A 17,017-nucleotide genomic window follows, 5' to 3' on the forward strand; every position below is an offset into this window, starting at 1 on the left:
TGAAAGCAATCTGCGTGATCGGATAGCTACTATTAAAGAAAACATTCTGCAAAATATGCAGAGTTTAAAAGAGTTAAAAAAGTTAAATGCTAAGGATGTTTTAGTGAATTTGCGTAAATTAGCTAAACAGGTTAATCATAATTTAAGGGTAACTAAAGCTAATTTTGAAGACGTTGAGTTAAGGATATTTCTTTTCAATAATACCTTTACTCAATTTAAATCAGGTATCTTTTCATCTAATAAAAATTATGAACAACTTTTTGCAAGTTATTTTGTAAAATCTACTTTAATAACTTTGCGGAAATTTGATAAATTGCATGAAGACCTTCAATTTGATTTACAAGAAGGAATGAATAACTTGCTGACCAAAATATACAACGGAAACATGGCTAAGATTGCTCATGAGCTAGGTTTACCAGAACAAATATAAATATGAAGAAGATTTTAATTACTGGCGGTGCTGGTTTTATTGGCTCACACGTAGTCCGCAGATTTGTAAATAACTATCCGCAATATGAAATAATTAACCTCGATGCGCTAACCTATGCGGGAAATCTGGCTAATCTAACAGATATCGAAAACAAGAATAATTATAGGTTTGTAAAAGCTGATATAACAAATGCTGCAGAAATAAACAATCTTTTTAAATCAGAGAATTTTGATGCTGTAATTCATTTAGCAGCAGAATCTCATGTAGATCGTTCTATTGCAGATCCAAGTGCTTTTGTAATGACTAACGTGATTGGAACTGTGAATTTATTAAACGCAGCCAAAGAATATTGGAAAGGTGATTATGCAAATAAACGTTTTTATCATGTATCAACTGATGAAGTTTATGGTGCGCTTGGAGAAACTGGAATGTTTACGGAAAGTACAAGCTACGATCCCCATAGTCCATATTCGGCATCAAAAGCAAGTTCTGACCATTTTGTAAGAGCTTACCATGATACGTATGGTTTAGATATCGTAATTTCTAACTGTTCTAATAATTATGGATCACATCATTTTCCAGAAAAATTAATTCCGTTAGCCATAAATAACATTAAAAATAATAAACCAGTCCCAGTTTATGGTAAAGGTGAAAATGTACGTGATTGGTTATGGGTTGAAGATCATGCTAGGGCAATCGATGTAATTTTTCATAATGCTAAAACAGGTCAAACATATAATATTGGTGGTCATAATGAATGGAAGAATATAGATTTAATTCATTTGTTATGTCAAATAATGGATCAGAAATTAGGAAGAGCTGAAGGAGAATCTGCAAAACTAATCACTTTTGTGACAGATAGAGCTGGACATGATTTGCGTTATGCGATAGACTCTACCAAATTACAGAATGAGTTAGATTGGGTGCCTAGTTTGCAATTTGAAGAAGGTTTAGCAAAAACAGTAGATTGGTATTTGCAGAATGAAGATTGGTTAAATAATGTAACTTCGGGTAATTATCAGGCCTATTATGATAATCAATATAAAGGGAGGTAAGTTTGTTAGGGTGGTTTAAAAAGGAAAAGGAACCTGAGTTTGATTTTTCAGTTATTGGAACAGATATGCACTCGCATATCATTCCAGGAATTGATGATGGAGCAAAAAGCCTAGACGATTCTTTATTATTGGCCAAGCGTTTTAAGGCATTAGGGTTTAAAAAACTTGTTGCCACCCCTCATATCATGGCAGATTATTTTCGCAATACACCAGATATCATCCATAGAGCACTTGATGTTTTGCGTGAAGGTTTATTAAAAAACAATATCGATTTAGAAGTAAGCGCTGCTGCCGAATATTATTTAGATGAAACTTTTGAGAAAAAAATAGAGAAAAAAGAAGTGCTTAGCTTCGGCAAAAATAATTATTTGCTTTTCGAGCTATCTTACATCAATCCTCCTCATAATCTTTTTGAAGTTATTTCGAAAATTCACCATGCTGGTTATCAACCAGTTTTAGCCCATCCAGAACGTTACCCTTATTACAACGGCTCTTTAGAAAGCTACCAACAAATTAAAGATGCAGGCTGTCTTTTACAATTAAACACCATTTCTTTAACAGGATATTATGGTAAAGGTTGTAAACAAACAGCAGAAGAATTAATTGATAATTATTGTATAGACTTCTTAGGAAGCGATATGCATCATCTTCGCCATGCGGATGCTTTAAAAGATAGCTTGACTATAAAAAGGTTGCAAAATATCTTATCGCAACCCCAAATTAGTAATCTCTTATTATAAAGAATTTATTGAATACTTTTATTCGTAACGCAGTGCCTCTACTGGATCAAGTTTAGAAGCTTTTTTAGCTGGGTAATAACCAGAAACAATACCTACAATAACGCATAAAGCAAATCCACCAATAATAAATAACCAAGGAATTAGAAACGAACCTCCCATAGAAAAGGATATTAAATTCCCTATTCCAATACCTAATAGAATTCCTAGTGCACCACCCATTAAGCAAATAACTACAGCCTCAATTAAAAACTGCTTTCTAATTACTGCTGGATTTGCGCCTATAGCTTTTCTTATTCCTATTTCTCTAGTTCTTTCAGTTACAGAAACTAACATGATATTCATCAAACCAATAGATGCACCAATTAAAGTGATTACACCAATGGCTATACCTCCAACTCGGATGTAAATTAGATTCTCAAATAGGGTTTGTGCAACAGCATCACTTTTAGTAATTTCAAAGTTGTTGGCTTCGCCCACTTTAACTTTCCTAATATTTCTAAATTCTGCAGTCGCTTCGCCAATAACATTATCCATTAAATCTGCATTTGGTACCATTACAGTTACAGTATAAGAAGGGTTGTCGTTTGAATTAATCAACTTTGCTTTATACAAAGGTACATATACAGCCCTATCGGTATTAGAACCCATACTCGAACCTTTGGATACCAAAACACCAATTACTTTCAAGCGGGTACTACCAGCGGTGATAATTTTATCAATTGGCGAATCTTTTTTAAAGAGCGTAGTTGCTATTTCACTTCCAATAATACAGACGTTATTCCCTGATAAAGCTTCAGCACTATTAAAATTCCTTCCTAATGCAAGTTCCAAACCTTGTGAGGCTAATCCATTCTCATCTATACCTTGTACGCTTGTATTTGGATTTGTTTTTTCTTTCTCGTATTTAACGGTTGAACCACCACTTGCAAAAACACTAACTGAAACCGTTGCAGGTGTATTTAATCTTTCTTTAAATTTAATCGCATCTTCATAGCGAATAGATTTAAAAGGTTTTGGTCTTTTACCAGAACCTCCAATTCTAATTCCAGTACCTCTATTTCTAATGTTAAACGAGTTTGCACCCATGCTCGAAAATGCATCGGTCATACTTTTTTTAATTGCATCTATTGTAGTAAGAATGCCCACTAACGCCATAAGACCAAGTGCTATGATTAATGCGGTAAGCATTGTACGAAGGCGATTACTTTTAATAGATTGTAGCGCAAGTCTTACGTTTTCGGTATAGGTCATTTGATAGAAATAAAATTCTGTGGAGATAAAAATAAAAAGTCCCGCTGTTAAGACAACGAGACCTATTAAAATGTTACAAATATTATATGCTTAAACAGAGAAACTTGTTCCACATCCGCATGAACTTGCTGCATTTGGATTGCTAAACGTAAAACCTCTGGAGTTTAGCCCATCTTGCCAATCAATTTGCATTCCTAACAAATACATTTGATGTGCTTTGTGCATATAAATTTTAATATCGTCAATTATAAATTCTTGGTCGCCTTCTTTCTTTTGGTCAAAACCCAAAACATAGCTCATGCCCGAGCAACCACCACCTTCAACACCAACGCGTAAGCCAAAATCATCAGCAATTTCTTGTTGGTCTTTTAGTTTCAAAAGTTCTTTAACAGCAGTTTCGGTAAACGATACAGGCGCAAAAGCAGTTTCTACAGTATTACTCATGTTTTTAAAATTTATCTGTTACAAATATAAATAATAATGCACATTTTTGCCTTTATCACCTTATTAATATTACTGTAATTAAACAATACTCATGAATGGTTTGCAAAATCTCATTGAACTAATAACTTTGCTATTTGGTATCTTTTTCGGATTAATGGCATTTTATCAATTTGTGAAAAATGATATTAAACACTTTTTTGATTTGAAAACGAGCGAACTGAATAAAGAAAGTAGTGCCGCTTTACTTCCTTTACGTTTACAGGCACATGAAAGGTTAATCGTTTTTATAGAACGCATTAATCCAGCTAATTTATTAGTGCGCTTGCATCAGCCTGCAATTGAGCTTTCGGCATTGCAATCTTTAATTTTAAATGAAATAAAAGCAGAATATCAGCATAATATATCTCAACAACTGTATGTGGATTCAACTAGCTGGAACGTAGTTCGGAAACTAAAAGACGATACAATTGCAATGATAAACAATGTTGTACAAGGCTTGCCGGAAAATTCAACAGGTGTTGATTTAAGTAAGAAAGTCTTACAACACATGAGCACGATAGAAGAAAATCCGTACGAGTTAACCATCAATATCCTTAAAAAAGATATCCACGCTTTATTTTAAATATTATGAGCGATAAAAAATTTACGACTACATCGGGAATAGAAATAAAGGATGTGTATACTTCTGCAAAACCTTTAACAGAAACTCCTGGTGAATTTCCATTTACCAGAGGGATTCAAAAAGATATGTATCGCGGTCGGTTATGGACGATGAGGCAATATGCAGGTTTTTCAACTGCAGAAGAATCAAATAAGCGGTACCATTATTTATTAGCGCAAGGAACAATGGGTTTGTCGGTGGCCTTTGATTTACCTACACAAATTGGCTATGATTCTGATCATGATATGGCAGAAGGCGAAGTTGGTAAAGTTGGTGTAGCTATTGATTCGTTAAAAGACATTGAAATATTATTTGATGGTATCGAATTAAAAAAGATTACCACATCAATGACGATAAATGCAACTGCATCTATTTTATTAGCTATGTATATCGCCTTAGCTAAAAAACAAGGAGCAGATTTGAAAGAAATCTCGGGTACAATACAAAATGACATTTTAAAAGAATATGCAGCAAGAGGAACATATATCTATCCTCCAAAACCATCTATGCGTATTATAACTGATATTTTTGAGTACTGTAGTAAAGAAGTGCCAAAATGGAATACTATTTCTATTTCGGGTTATCATATTCGAGAAGCTGGTTCAACTGCTGTTCAAGAGTTAGCATTTACATTGGCAAACGGTAAAGCCTATTTAAATGCGGCATTAGAAAAAGGATTGGATATTAATGTTTTCGCAAAGCGATTATCTTTCTTTTTCAACTGCCACAATAACTTTTTTGAAGAAATTGCCAAATTTAGAGCAGCTAGAAGAATGTGGGCGCACATCACAAAATCACTAGGTGCAACGGATGAAAAAGCAATGATGCTACGTTTTCATACTCAAACAGGTGGTTCTACATTAACGGCACAACAACCTTTAAACAATGTAATTAGAGTTACTAATCAGGCAATGGCTGCCGTGTTAGGTGGCACACAATCTTTGCATACCAACGGATATGATGAAGCCTTATCGTTGCCGACAGAAGCAGCGGCTAAAATCGCCCTACGTACACAACAAGTTATTGCGTTTGAAAGCGGAGTAGTAGATACAGTTGATCCGCTTGCAGGTTCTTATTTCGTAGAAACATTAACGGATGAAATTGAAGCTGCGGCTTTGGTTTATATAGATAAGATAGATGCGATGGGTGGTTCTGTAAATGCAATAGAAAATGGATATATCCAACAGGAGATTGCTAACTCTGCATATCAATATCAAAAGGAAGTGGAATCTGCTGAACGAATTATTGTTGGTGTTAATAAATTCACTCAGCAGAAAGAAGGAATTACCGACGTTTTAAACATAGATGAATCAATAAGAACGATACAGACTGAAAAGCTAAAGTTGTTAAAAGCTGAGCGAAATAATGGTGCTGTTAATTTAGCATTAAGTAATTTACAGAAAGCAGCAAAATCTGACCAGAATTTAATGCCTTTTATTCTTGCAGCAGTAGAAGAATATGCCACTCTTGGTGAAATCGCAGATTGTATGCGAAATGTGTTCGGAGAATATTAAATTTCATGTTAAAAAATAGTTATCAACACAAAAAATTTAGGTTAAGTGGTTTATAATACTGCTTTTGAACTACTTACAAATTAATTGAAATATTTGTTCTTTTTGTTGATAATTTTTTGAATATTCGATGTTCCAAAAGGGCATGTCCGTAATGCCTTTGTAAGAACTGAAAACCAACAAATTAACGATTAACAATGGAAAAAACTTGTACCGAAGTATGGAAGAACTGTCTTCAAATAATTAAGGATAACATCCCGACCCAAAGTTTTAAAACGTGGTTCGAACCGATATCAGCACTTAAATTAGAGGGGAAAGTTTTAACCATCCAGGTGCCTAGTTTATTTTTTTACGAATGGCTAGAGGAACACTATGTTGGTCTGCTTCGTAAAACAGTAAAAAAGCAATTGGGAGACGAAGGGAGATTAGAATATAATATCGTAGTTGACAAGTCGTCAAACAGCGGTTCTCCTTACACAACAAACATGCCCTCTAACGGAAATGGGGCAGAAGCGAAAATGCAATCAATGCCAATTCCTGTTTCAATAAACAAGGATATTAAAAATCCTTTTATTATACCAGGATTAAAAAAATTGACTGTTGATCCGCAATTAAATGCAAATTATACTTTCGAAAATTATATTGAAGGAGACTGCAATCGTTTGGCTCGTTCTGCAGGCTATGCTGTGGCGGCAAAACCAGGCGGCACCTCATTCAATCCATTAATGATTTATGGTGGTGTAGGTTTAGGTAAAACGCATTTAGCGCAAGCGATAGGTAATGAGATTAAACGCAGTATGCCAGATAAATTGGTCATCTATGTTTCTTGTGAGAAATTTTGCCAGCAGTTTGTAGATTCATTAAAGAACAATACCATTAATGACTTTGTGAATTTCTACCAAGCAATGGATGTGATCATTATGGATGATGTACACAATTTTGCAGGTAAAGAAAAAACACAAGATATTTTCTTCCATATCTTTAACCACTTACACCAATCGGGCAAACAAGTTATCTTAACATCTGATAAAGCACCTAAAGATTTAGCTGGTTTAGAAGAAAGATTATTGAGCCGTTTCAAATGGGGATTATCTGCAGATTTGCAAATTCCAGATTTAGAAACCCGTATTGCAATCCTTAAAAAGAAAATGTATGCTGATGGTATTGAATTGCCAGGAGAAGTGGTTGAATACGTTGCACACAATATTGACAATAACGTTCGTGAATTGGAAGGGGCAATGGTTTCTCTATTGGCACAATCTACACTAAACAAAAAAGACATCGATTTAGCTTTGGCTAAACAAATGTTGAAGAACTTTATTAAGAATACTTCGAAGGAAATTTCAATGGAATATATTCAGAAATTGGTTTGTGAATATTTCGAAGTTCCAGTTGATATGGTGAAATCGCAAACACGTAAACGTGAAATTGTACAAGCTCGTCAAATTTCTATGTATTTGTCAAAAAGCCATACCAAATCATCATTAAAAACTATTGGTGCTTTCTTTGGCGGTAGAGATCACTCAACTGTAATTTATGCCTGCCAAACAGTAGAAGATTTAATCGAAACAGATAAAAAGTTCAAAGCTTACGTTAACGATATTCAGAAAAAACTAAAAATGAGTTAATTCATTTGCTAATAAATTAACTTCAAAAGAAAAGCCGTTCGATTATCGAACGGCTTTTCTTTTGAATACTATTATATTTATTTCTTAGTCACTCTCAGCATTTCTTTAACAGCAGCTTCAATTTGAGTATCTTTTCCAGAAAGGAAAGATTCATAAGGAAGCGTAACTTTAATATCTGGCTCAACTTGTAGGTTTTCTGTCGTTCTACCTTCTTTGCCAATTGTACCAATCATTGGAATACCAAACACAATGGTTGGATCGATTTGAGTTTCCCACCAAACTGCAGTTCCTGTACCCGGAACAGGCATACCAATTAATTTCCCAGTACCAGTTTGTTTATAGATGTATGGGAATATAAAGGCATCACTGTAATTACTTTCGCTCATCACTACCGTACTTGGTTTAGTCCAAGTGTTAAAAGGTTCTTGTCCTTTCAATGGGTTACCTTGTGAGCTAAATGTTAAATAAGGTTTTCCACTTAAGAAAGCGTTAAGATCATTGTGTAACCATCCGCCACCATTAAAGCGTGTGTCTACAATTAATGCATCTTTTTCTTTGTTTATCCCTAAAGCCTCATCTACTACTACTCGATAACTTCCATCATTCATTCCACGAACATGTACATAACCAATTTTTCCTCCACTAAGTCTGTCAACCATCTCACGCATTCCTTTAACCCAACGCTTGTACATCAATTCATTTTCTTCGCCAGCAGAAATGGTTTTAACAGCTTCATCAAATCTTGTTTTACCAATTGGATCGTAAATGCTTAATAAAATTGTTTTTCCAATTTCTCGGTTCAAATATTTTGTCCAATCATCAGCAGCAGCAATTTCATTTCCATTTATTTTTTCAATGATATAGCCAGCTTTAATTTTAGATTCAAATTTATCCAGAGGTCCAGAAGTTAGTACTTCTGCAATTTTAACTCCTTTGTCCGCATAAGTTTCATCCTCCAAAATTCCAATTGATGCAGTTTGATCAGGTGCAACTGGTCTTGGTGCATATCTGCCACCGGTATGCGATGCATTTAATTCACCTAACAACTCACTCAATAATTCTTGGAAATCGAAGTTGTTTGAAATATGTGGTAAAAATTTGGCGTAACCAGCTTTATACCCATCCCAATTTACATTATGCAATTTCGGATCATAGAATTTCTGTTTTACTTGACGCCAAATATGTTCGTAAATATAAGCTCGTTCTCCAACTGTGTTTAAGGTAATTTCACCATTGATATTAATTGGAGATATTTTTCCATTTTCAGCATCCACTTTAACTAATCTGCCATTATTGCTTACAAAAAGTGATTTTCCATCTTTACTAATTTCTAATCCACTCGGAGACCCACCCAATTTGGCTAGTATTTTTGTGTCGTGTGTTCTAGGTTCTGTTACCCATAAATCATATCCATTTTCAAATTCTGCTAAGTAAAAGAGTTTGTTCCCTTCATTATTTAAGACATAATCGCTAATTGAAGAACTGTTAATGGTAAGTTTAATCGTACGATTATCAAGATCTTTTAATTCAAGGACTTTAACTTTCTTAATGCTATCTGGAGTTTTTATTTCTTTTGCAGGTGTTTTGGAAGCAACCGTTTTTGTGGTGTCTTTCTTTGCGGCATCATTTGTTTCTTTCCACAGATTAAATTCGTCTTTACTAAGTTTGAAATTATCGTATGCAGCTTTATCAAAAAAGGAAATAAAAATATCAGTTTCTGCAGATCCTTGTTGCGCCAAAGATTTCCTTCCATTTTTGCTATTTGCCCAAGTCAATGCTTTTCCATTCATTGCCCATTTTCCACTGCTTTCCCCAAATCCACTATTAATCGGCTGAACAATTGGACCGGATCCATCTGCCTTAATTAATGAAATGTTACTTGCAAATGTGTAGCCATTTTGATCATCCACGACAAGCCATTTACTATCTGGACTCCAGTTAAAGCCCCAATCGCCATCACTATAAGAATGATTTCGTCCTTCAGGTAATACTGTTCTCGTGTTTTTTGAAGCTAGATTATAAATCTTTAAGATATTCCTATTTTCTACATATGCAATCTCTTTTCCATCTGGTGAAAAGTCTGGCTGAAATTCTTCTGCCGCAGTTGCAATAATTGCTTCTTCTTTCAACACAGTTGAAGCATAAAAATAAGGTTCTGATGAACGTGTTCTTTGAACTCTGAACACATCCCAACTTCCATTTCTTTCTCCAGCATAAACAAGACTTTTTCCATCAGGACTCCATCTTACAGAACGTTCTTGTTGTGGCGTATTGGTAATTCTTTTGGTTTGTCCATTCTCAACACTTGAAACAAAGATTTCTCCTCTCGATACAAATGCAATTTCTTTCCCACTAGGACTAGCTGCAAATTCGCTGATATTTGTATTGATTGGAATATTTTTTTCGATCTCTGCGCTAGTTTCATTTCCAATCTCTACGTTAACTTTTCGAGGTTGACCATTGGAAGCCATCACATAAATTTCACCATTATAGGTAAAGCATAAGGTGTTGTTATCAGCAATGCTTAAATTCCTAACGGGATAATCTTTAAAAGAAGTTAATTTTTTGGCAGGTCCAGCAGCGGGCTGACTGTACACGTTTTGAGTTCCATCTCTTTCATTTAAATAAAATATTTGATCGTCATTTGAGCTATAAACCGGTTCACGATCTTCTCCTTCAAAATCTGATATTTTTTTATAAGCATTGTTTTTTAAATCTAGTTCCCAAATATCTCGTGTTACCGAAGAAACATGATGTTTTCTAAAAGCATCTTCGTATCCTTTTCTATCTTGGAAAATAATCTTTGTGCCTTTGCTATTGTAATGTGCATTTTCTGCTCCAGCAGCACTCACTAATAATGGTCGTCCACCAGTTGCCATTACTGTATATAGGTTCAAAAATAATCCACGTTGTGGGAAACGTACACTCGCTGCGGTAGATTGATGTCCTGAAGAGAATAGTACACTTTTGTTATCCATAGTAAAATCTGATGGATAATCATTCGCACTGTTAAAGGTTAAGCGTTTTGCAGGTCCGCCAGTTGCAGGTAAAGTGAAAATATCAAAATTGCCATATCTATTGCTCGCAAAAGCAATAGTTTTTCCATCATGACTCCAAATAGGCATTTGATCGTGATATTCGGAGATAACTAAAGGAGTGGCTATTCCACCTTCGGTGCTAATTTTGTAGATATCTCCTTTGTATCCAAATGCAATAGTTTTTCCATCAGGAGATATAGACGGATATCGAAGCCATAAGGCATTGGTTTGCGCAAATGAAAACAATGCGCTAAATGAAAATGCTGTAGTGCACAGCATTGTTCTAATTAGTTTAAATTTCATAAAAGGGCGTAAAATAGGTGAGTAATTAAGTTAATTTCATTAAACCATAATAAAGACCAGCAACATGTAATGCTTGATCTATTTTATTGTCTTTTAACAATTGTTGTACTTCTTCTATAGTATATTCTTCTACATTTAAGATTTCATGTTCATCTAAATGCTGCTCATGAGTTTTTATCCCCCCTTTTAATAAATAAGTAAAGGTTTTATTGTTAGATGTTGCCGGATTAGGATAAAGTGTGGCAATCAATTCGCAGGTTTCGAAAGTATAGCCTGTTTCTTCTTGTAGTTCGCGTAAAATTGCAGTTTCAGGATTTTCACCTTCATCAATTACTCCTCCAGGAATTTCTAAAGAGATAATATCAGCGGCAAAGCGATATTGTCGAACTAAAATGATTTTGTTTTCTTTTGTTAAAGCAATTGCATTCACCCAATTTGGATATTCAAGCACATAATAATCATCTTTTATAGTGCCATTTTGCAATTCGCAAGTATCTACTCGTAGCGTAGCCCACTTTTCTCTTACTAAATATTTTGAGGCTAATTTCTGCCACTTTAAAATTTCCATTCTTTTTTATAGGTATTGTTGAATCATCTTCTGCCTTCCTAAATTAATTAAATGTACAACTTGATGATCATCAATTAGGGATTGATAGATTAAATTTAGTTTCTGTGCAAACAAATTTGATGTTATCGGATTATTTTCAAAATCAAGTTCGCTGTAAAGGAAATCAGTTAGGGCATTCAGCTTTTCGGCGGTAAGGTTAGATTTTTTCAGCCAATTCGTGAAACCTTCAGTGTCATTCTCTAACAAAATAGAGGGGTTTAACCCGAAACTAGAACTTAATGTTTCATTAAATAGATCTTCAGCCTCTTTTAGCTTTAACTCAGTTTTTAAACCCATTATTCTCGCTAAAACTTGAGCAAGCTTTTCTATTTCGGCAGTAATTAAATCTCGTCTGTACATGACTTATTAGTTTTATATGTGTAGTCAATTCGCTAACTTAGAAAATCGTCAATCGTAATTCTTAACTCTAAAATGTCGATTACCAACTTCCGCTACTACCACCACCACCAAAACTTCCACCACCAAAGCCACCAAATCCACCGCCTCCGCCACTACTTCCACCACCGAAACCACCTCCAAATCCGCCACCAGAACTACGACCGCCACCTAATAGCATACTCCAAAAAAGAGCATTAGCAACACCACGGCCGCCAATTACTTGACTTCCACCACCGCCACCACCTTTTCTTAAGATTATGACGATAATGATAATAATGATGAGCACAATAAAGCCCGCACTTCCTTTTCCACCTTTAGATTTTGCTTTAGGAGTGTCGTTTTTATATTCTCCTTTAATTAATGATATAATTGAATTTGTTCCAGCATCAATACCAGCGTAGTAATCATTTGCTTTAAAAAATGGCTTAATATCATTTTCAATTATCCTTTTGGTATAAATATCAGGCAAAGCGCCTTCTAAACCATAACCAGTTTGAATAGACATTTTTCTATCACCGATTGCGATTAATAAGAGTATCCCGTTATTTTTACCTTTCCCACCTATACCCCATTTTTGGGCTAACTGTTGCGTGTAGTCATTGATATCATAATCCCCTACAGATTTCATAATGACAACTGCAATCTGGTTAGACGTTGAATCATCATACGCTACCAGTTTTTGCTCTAGCTGCTGTATCTGACTTGTGGTAAGTGTTTGTGTATAATCGTTAACTAAAGTGCTCGGCTTTGCCGGAAAATCTTGCGCAAAGCTGAAACTATAACTAAGCGTTAAAAGAAATAAGATGATTAATTTTTTCATCAATATATAGTTTGTTTTTAAAACGTGATGAAGCTATCATTAACATGCCGTGTTGTTTTAAATGGCACGCTCAAGATGGTTTCATCAGTTATTTGGGTTCAGCTTGATCCATAAATATAATATCGTTCGGCAACTCATTCACATCGCCACTTTGGTAAGGGAAAAACAAAGCTAATTTTTCGCCAGCTAATGCCACACCGGCAATAATTCCTTCGGCTAAATTTCCACTTAAAAAATGAGCTTTCATTGCTACTTGTGTAGTTTCCCAAAAATCAGCAGGAACAACAGTGTCAATTCCTCGATCTCCAATAATAGCAAATTTTTTATCTTCATGTGCCAGGTAAATGAGCACCCCGTTATGTTGAGCCGTTTTATCCATTCCTAATTCAGCGAAATATTGAGTTGCTCTTTCAAAAGCACTACCATGACAATGTTTCTCAATGGCAATTCTAATTTCTCCTGAAGTTGCTTTTTCAGCTTCGGCAATGGCATTGGCAATTAATTCTTGTTCCTGTGTTGTGAAAAGAGACATGTTCTTTGTTTTAAAAAGTAAAGGGTAATGTATGTTTAGTTCATAAACACGCATTACCCCAAAATGTTAGTTGTATAACTAAAATTCTACTTTAGGTGCATTTTGAGCTCCTGCATCAGCTTTAAAGCCAGCTTTTGCGCTGAAGCCGAATAAGCCAGCTGTTAAATTAGTAGGGAAAGATCTAACTTTAGTGTTAAATTTCTGAACAGATTCGTTGAAATCTTTACGAGCGACAGTAATGCGATTTTCTGTTCCTTCTAATTGCGCAGAAAGATCACTAAATTGTTGTGTAGCTTTCAATTCAGGATAATTTTCAGTTAATACCATTAATTTACCTAACGCCTGGGTAATTTGGCCTTGAGCCGCTTGATATTTCTCAATATTTTCTGAATTCAATTTATCAGGATCAATGGTAATTTTACTTGCACTAGCACGAGCCTCAATTACAGCCGTCAACGTACTTTGTTCAAATTTTGCAGCACCCTTAACCGTACTTACCAAATTTGGAATTAAATCTGATCTACGTTGATATTGTGCTTCAACATTGTTCCACTTTGTTTTAACATCCTCATCCAATTTAACTAAGCCATTGTAGCCACATCCACTAAATAAGGCTAATAAAACTACAACTGCAATTATTCCAATTACTACTTTTTTCATGTTATTGTTTTGTTTTAGGTTTCTATTTCAATTTAGATATCAATATTCATACCTTGTTACGAAAACAGACAAAATACTGACAACTTGCCATAATTGACTATTTAAATATACCAATTATTGAATAAGGTACAAATCTGCACTAGAAAAGTGAATTGGGAACTGCGAACAGAAATCTGTATTTTTGTGTATTCGAGATAAAAACTCGACAACCTATATGCAAAAAGAAATCGAAATTACCATTGCTCCAGAACATGTTGCTAATGAGCAAGTAATTCTTCAAAATTTGGCTAGAGCCCTAAAAGTTGAAATCTCTACTATCAAACAACATAAAATTTTAAAGCGTTCAATTGATGCCAGATCTCGTAAAGTTATTTATCGATTGCAGGTTAGGGCTTACATTGATGAAAACCCAATAGCTGAAGAAAATACTTTTACCTTTCAAAAAGTAACTAATGCTAAAACAGTTATTATTGTTGGTGCTGGTCCTGCAGGCCTTTTTTCAGCTTTACAATGTATTGAAAATGGTTTAAAACCCATTATTGTAGAACGAGGTAAAGATGTAAAACAACGCCGAAGAGATTTAGCAGTCATTAATAAACAAGGGGTTGTAAACACAGAATCTAATTATTGCTACGGTGAAGGGGGTGCTGGAACCTACTCTGATGGTAAGTTATATACACGCTCCAATAAACGCGGAGATATTAATAAGGTATTACAAATATTTGTACAACATGGAGCAGATCAAGATATTTTAATCGATGCCCGACCGCATATTGGTACAAATAAATTGCCTCAAATCATTACTTCGATTAGAGAAACAATTCAAAATGCTGGTGGTGAAGTGTTATTCGATTCAAAATTGACAGATTTCATTATTGAAGAAGGAAAAATAAAAGGAATAATTATTAATCAACAACAAGAACTTTTAGCTAACTCTGTTATTTTAGCAACAGGACATTCTGCAAGAGACATTTACGAACTATTACATCAAAAAAATATTTTAATCGAAGCTAAACCATTTGCGTTAGGGGTGCGTATTGAGCATCCTCAACAAATTATAGATAGTGCTCAATACCATTGCGATACTAGAAGTGAATTTTTACCGCCAGCATATTATAGTATGGTAGAACAGGTTAAAACCAGGGGGGTATTCTCTTTTTGCATGTGTCCTGGAGGAATTATTGCCCCTTGTGCTACTGATTTAAACGAAATAGTAGTAAATGGATGGTCGCCATCTAAAAGGAATAACCCTTATGCAAATTCAGGAACAGTAGTGCAGGTTACATTAAATGATGTTCAAGGTTACGATCCATTAAGAATGCTAAACTTTCAGTCTGAGATAGAACAGCTCGCTTTCGAAGCAGGTGGAGGTAATTTGGTAGCTCCCGCACAGCGGATGATAGACTTTGTAGAGAATAGATTATCAATAGATTTACCAAAAAACTCATATTTACCAGGAGTAAAAAGTGTAATGCTCGATAATATTCTTCCAGATTTTGTAGCTCAAAGTTTAAGGTCAGCACTTCCACTATTTGGCAAAAAGATGAAAGGTTATTATACTAATGAAGCAATTTTAGTTGGTGTAGAAAGCCGTACCTCATCTCCAGTACGCATCCCACGTGATAAAGAAACCCTCCAACATCCACAAATCACAGGTTTATTTCCTTGTGCCGAAGGGGCAGGTTACGCCGGTGGTATAGTTTCGGCAGCAATAGATGGCATTAATTGTGCTAACGCAATTTTTAAACAATTATAGTGCCTAGAACGTTATACGTATAATTTCTTTATCATGATTAATTTAGTAGACGAATTAGAAAAAGCCTACAATGGCGATACGTGGCATGGAAGTAATGCTTTAAATTTGGTGTTGCAGGCAGATCCTCAAAAGGTTTTTACGCATCCAATTCCTAATGCGCATTCAATTGCAGAATTGGTTTTACATCTCTCCGCTTGGACAGAAGAAGTGTTAGATAGAATTGAAGGCAAAGCAGCAAAATCACCAACCCGAGGCGATTGGCCAATGCCAATAGAAAAATCAGCGCAAGAATGGGAGGTAACAGTAAAAGATTTTACGTCAGCAAACGAAAGGTTAATTACACTTGTTAATAATTTTCCAACTTCCCAATGGTCTAATATAGTTAAGGATAAACGAACGCCAGAATTAGGAACTGGCGTAAACAACGCTCAGCTCATCAATGGATTAATTCAACATCATGCATATCATTCGGGTCAAATCGCTTTACTTTTAAAATTTTAACCAATGAAAAAGACGTTAATTATAGGGGCAACCCCAAATGCAGATCGTTACGCTTACCGAGCGGCTCATATGCTTACATCAAAAGGACACTCTATTGTAAATATAGGCGTTAAGCAAGGTGAAGTCGCTGGTGTTAAAATCGAAAAACAAGGGACTCCATATCATGATATTGATACAATTACTTTATATATAGGACCAGCTTTGCAAAGCAATTATTACGATTATATTTTAGAAACCAAACCTAAACGTGTAATTTTTAATCCAGGAACCGAAAATCCAGAATTTGAAAAAATGTTAGATCTTCACAATATAGAACCAGTCGAAGCCTGCACATTGGTATTATTAAGTATTGGCCAATATTAGAAAAGCAAGTTGGTATATATATATACTATGGCTAGTCCCGCTACGATTTCAATCTTTTATCTACTCGTATAGATTTCAATAACTATACTTCATTGCAAAAAGTATTTCCGTTTATATCGGGTTTATTAACAATCTTCTGTTCATCTCATGGATTTTTCCACTCAAGCAGGCTCACTAAAGAAAAAAGCAAAGAGCAAAGATTAACAGATCAAAGGCAAATTAATTATCGTGAACTTCTCAGGTTGAAGTTAAACAAAAAAAGTACGCTGTTTTTCCTTAAGATTTGCTCCGAGTTAAGGTATGGTTAAGACTATAATA

17 protein-coding genes are annotated in these 17,017 nt (G+C 34.9%); 9 read left to right on the forward strand and 8 right to left on the reverse strand.

What is annotated here, in order from left to right; all coding sequences use genetic code 11:
• The 3 genes from WC622_RS14750 to WC622_RS14760 form a co-directional block, all read left to right on the forward strand.
• Positions 1–430 (forward strand): hypothetical protein (locus WC622_RS14750; protein WP_372820469.1); only part of this gene is annotated, 430 nt, incomplete at its 5' end.
• A gap of 2 nt (positions 431–432) precedes the next feature.
• The gene (gene rfbB, locus WC622_RS14755) at positions 433–1,485 is read left to right on the forward strand and encodes a dTDP-glucose 4,6-dehydratase (RefSeq protein WP_372820470.1); all 1,053 of its coding nucleotides are present in this window, start codon (positions 433–435) and stop codon (positions 1,483–1,485) included.
• A 2-nt stretch (positions 1,486–1,487) separates the two neighbouring features.
• Positions 1,488–2,225, forward strand: a complete 738-nt coding sequence (locus tag WC622_RS14760; RefSeq protein ID WP_372820471.1) for a tyrosine-protein phosphatase — start codon at positions 1,488–1,490, stop codon at positions 2,223–2,225.
• 18 nt (positions 2,226–2,243) lie between these two features.
• Here WC622_RS14760 and WC622_RS14765 read toward each other — a convergent pair whose 3' ends face one another.
• Positions 2,244–3,476 (reverse strand): ABC transporter permease, encoded by a 1,233-nt coding sequence (locus WC622_RS14765; RefSeq protein WP_372820472.1) that lies wholly within the window; start codon positions 3,474–3,476, stop codon positions 2,244–2,246.
• 90 nt (positions 3,477–3,566) lie between these two features.
• Positions 3,567–3,920, reverse strand: a complete 354-nt coding sequence (locus WC622_RS14770; protein WP_372820473.1) for a HesB/IscA family protein — start codon at positions 3,918–3,920, stop codon at positions 3,567–3,569.
• 91 nt (positions 3,921–4,011) lie between these two features.
• Here WC622_RS14770 and WC622_RS14775 point away from each other — a divergent pair, with 91 nt between their 5' ends.
• The 3 genes from WC622_RS14775 to dnaA all read left to right on the forward strand — a co-directional run bounded on the left by WC622_RS14775 (position 4,012) and on the right by dnaA (position 7,720).
• Positions 4,012–4,542, forward strand: a complete 531-nt coding sequence (locus WC622_RS14775) for a hypothetical protein (RefSeq protein ID WP_372820474.1) — start codon at positions 4,012–4,014, stop codon at positions 4,540–4,542.
• A gap of 5 nt (positions 4,543–4,547) precedes the next feature.
• Positions 4,548–6,095, forward strand: a complete 1,548-nt coding sequence (locus WC622_RS14780) for a methylmalonyl-CoA mutase (protein ID WP_372820475.1) — start codon at positions 4,548–4,550, stop codon at positions 6,093–6,095.
• A gap of 194 nt (positions 6,096–6,289) precedes the next feature.
• Positions 6,290–7,720: a chromosomal replication initiator protein DnaA gene (gene dnaA, locus WC622_RS14785; RefSeq protein WP_173272629.1), complete on the forward strand. Its 1,431-nt coding sequence runs from the start codon at positions 6,290–6,292 to the stop codon at positions 7,718–7,720.
• Between the two features lie 77 nt (positions 7,721–7,797).
• Here dnaA and WC622_RS14790 read toward each other — a convergent pair whose 3' ends face one another.
• From WC622_RS14790 to WC622_RS14815, 6 genes are all read right to left on the reverse strand, one after another.
• Complete coding sequence (locus WC622_RS14790) at positions 7,798–11,061, reverse strand: S41 family peptidase (protein ID WP_372820476.1); 3,264 nt, start codon at positions 11,059–11,061, stop codon at positions 7,798–7,800.
• 25 nt (positions 11,062–11,086) lie between these two features.
• On the reverse strand, positions 11,087–11,629 hold the full coding sequence (locus WC622_RS14795) for an NUDIX hydrolase (RefSeq protein ID WP_372820477.1): 543 nt from the start codon (positions 11,627–11,629) through the stop codon (positions 11,087–11,089).
• A 6-nt stretch (positions 11,630–11,635) separates the two neighbouring features.
• The gene (locus WC622_RS14800) at positions 11,636–12,028 is read right to left on the reverse strand and encodes a hypothetical protein (RefSeq protein ID WP_372820478.1); all 393 of its coding nucleotides are present in this window, start codon (positions 12,026–12,028) and stop codon (positions 11,636–11,638) included.
• Positions 12,029–12,107: 79 nt separating this feature from the next.
• Positions 12,108–12,887, reverse strand: a complete 780-nt coding sequence (locus WC622_RS14805; protein ID WP_372820479.1) for a YgcG family protein — start codon at positions 12,885–12,887, stop codon at positions 12,108–12,110.
• Positions 12,888–12,975: 88 nt separating this feature from the next.
• Positions 12,976–13,419 carry a TPM domain-containing protein gene (locus tag WC622_RS14810; protein ID WP_372820480.1) on the reverse strand — a complete coding sequence of 148 codons (444 nt, stop codon included), beginning with the start codon at positions 13,417–13,419 and terminating at the stop codon, positions 12,976–12,978.
• A 78-nt stretch (positions 13,420–13,497) separates the two neighbouring features.
• Positions 13,498–14,079 carry a LemA family protein gene (locus WC622_RS14815; RefSeq protein WP_372820481.1) on the reverse strand — a complete coding sequence of 194 codons (582 nt, stop codon included), beginning with the start codon at positions 14,077–14,079 and terminating at the stop codon, positions 13,498–13,500.
• A gap of 214 nt (positions 14,080–14,293) precedes the next feature.
• Here WC622_RS14815 and WC622_RS14820 point away from each other — a divergent pair, with 214 nt between their 5' ends.
• From WC622_RS14820 to WC622_RS14830, 3 genes are read left to right on the forward strand one after another with little or no spacing between them, the layout of a single operon-like run.
• The gene (locus tag WC622_RS14820; RefSeq protein WP_372820482.1) at positions 14,294–15,835 is read left to right on the forward strand and encodes an NAD(P)/FAD-dependent oxidoreductase; all 1,542 of its coding nucleotides are present in this window, start codon (positions 14,294–14,296) and stop codon (positions 15,833–15,835) included.
• Positions 15,836–15,868: 33 nt separating this feature from the next.
• Complete coding sequence (locus WC622_RS14825; protein ID WP_372820483.1) at positions 15,869–16,336, forward strand: DinB family protein; 468 nt, start codon at positions 15,869–15,871, stop codon at positions 16,334–16,336.
• A 3-nt stretch (positions 16,337–16,339) separates the two neighbouring features.
• The gene (locus WC622_RS14830; RefSeq protein WP_372820484.1) at positions 16,340–16,699 is read left to right on the forward strand and encodes a CoA-binding protein; all 360 of its coding nucleotides are present in this window, start codon (positions 16,340–16,342) and stop codon (positions 16,697–16,699) included.
• The last annotated feature ends 318 nt before the right edge of the window (positions 16,700–17,017 follow it).

Origin of the sequence: Pedobacter sp. (assembly GCF_041662865.1) — a bacterium.
Lineage (GTDB): Bacteria > Bacteroidota > Bacteroidia > Sphingobacteriales > Sphingobacteriaceae > Pedobacter.

What these genes read in the sequence shown, in the direction of transcription:
- WC622_RS14795 (WP_372820477.1), bottom strand. Translation starts at nt 11,629, where the DNA reads ATGGAAATTTTAAAGTGGCAGAAATTAGCCTCAAAATATTTAGTAAGA.
- WC622_RS14830 (WP_372820484.1), top strand. Translation starts at nt 16,340, where the DNA reads ATGAAAAAGACGTTAATTATAGGGGCAACCCCAAATGCAGATCGTTAC.
- rfbB (WP_372820470.1), top strand. Translation starts at nt 433, where the DNA reads ATGAAGAAGATTTTAATTACTGGCGGTGCTGGTTTTATTGGCTCACAC.
- WC622_RS14765 (WP_372820472.1), bottom strand. Translation starts at nt 3,476, where the DNA reads ATGACCTATACCGAAAACGTAAGACTTGCGCTACAATCTATTAAAAGT.
- WC622_RS14775 (WP_372820474.1), top strand. Translation starts at nt 4,012, where the DNA reads ATGAATGGTTTGCAAAATCTCATTGAACTAATAACTTTGCTATTTGGT.
- WC622_RS14780 (WP_372820475.1), top strand. Translation starts at nt 4,548, where the DNA reads ATGAGCGATAAAAAATTTACGACTACATCGGGAATAGAAATAAAGGAT.
- WC622_RS14825 (WP_372820483.1), top strand. Translation starts at nt 15,869, where the DNA reads ATGATTAATTTAGTAGACGAATTAGAAAAAGCCTACAATGGCGATACG.
- WC622_RS14815 (WP_372820481.1), bottom strand. Translation starts at nt 14,079, where the DNA reads ATGAAAAAAGTAGTAATTGGAATAATTGCAGTTGTAGTTTTATTAGCC.
- WC622_RS14800 (WP_372820478.1), bottom strand. Translation starts at nt 12,028, where the DNA reads ATGTACAGACGAGATTTAATTACTGCCGAAATAGAAAAGCTTGCTCAA.
- WC622_RS14810 (WP_372820480.1), bottom strand. Translation starts at nt 13,419, where the DNA reads ATGTCTCTTTTCACAACACAGGAACAAGAATTAATTGCCAATGCCATT.
- dnaA (WP_173272629.1), top strand. Translation starts at nt 6,290, where the DNA reads ATGGAAAAAACTTGTACCGAAGTATGGAAGAACTGTCTTCAAATAATT.
- WC622_RS14770 (WP_372820473.1), bottom strand. Translation starts at nt 3,920, where the DNA reads ATGAGTAATACTGTAGAAACTGCTTTTGCGCCTGTATCGTTTACCGAA.
- WC622_RS14790 (WP_372820476.1), bottom strand. Translation starts at nt 11,061, where the DNA reads ATGAAATTTAAACTAATTAGAACAATGCTGTGCACTACAGCATTTTCA.
- WC622_RS14805 (WP_372820479.1), bottom strand. Translation starts at nt 12,887, where the DNA reads ATGAAAAAATTAATCATCTTATTTCTTTTAACGCTTAGTTATAGTTTC.
- WC622_RS14820 (WP_372820482.1), top strand. Translation starts at nt 14,294, where the DNA reads ATGCAAAAAGAAATCGAAATTACCATTGCTCCAGAACATGTTGCTAAT.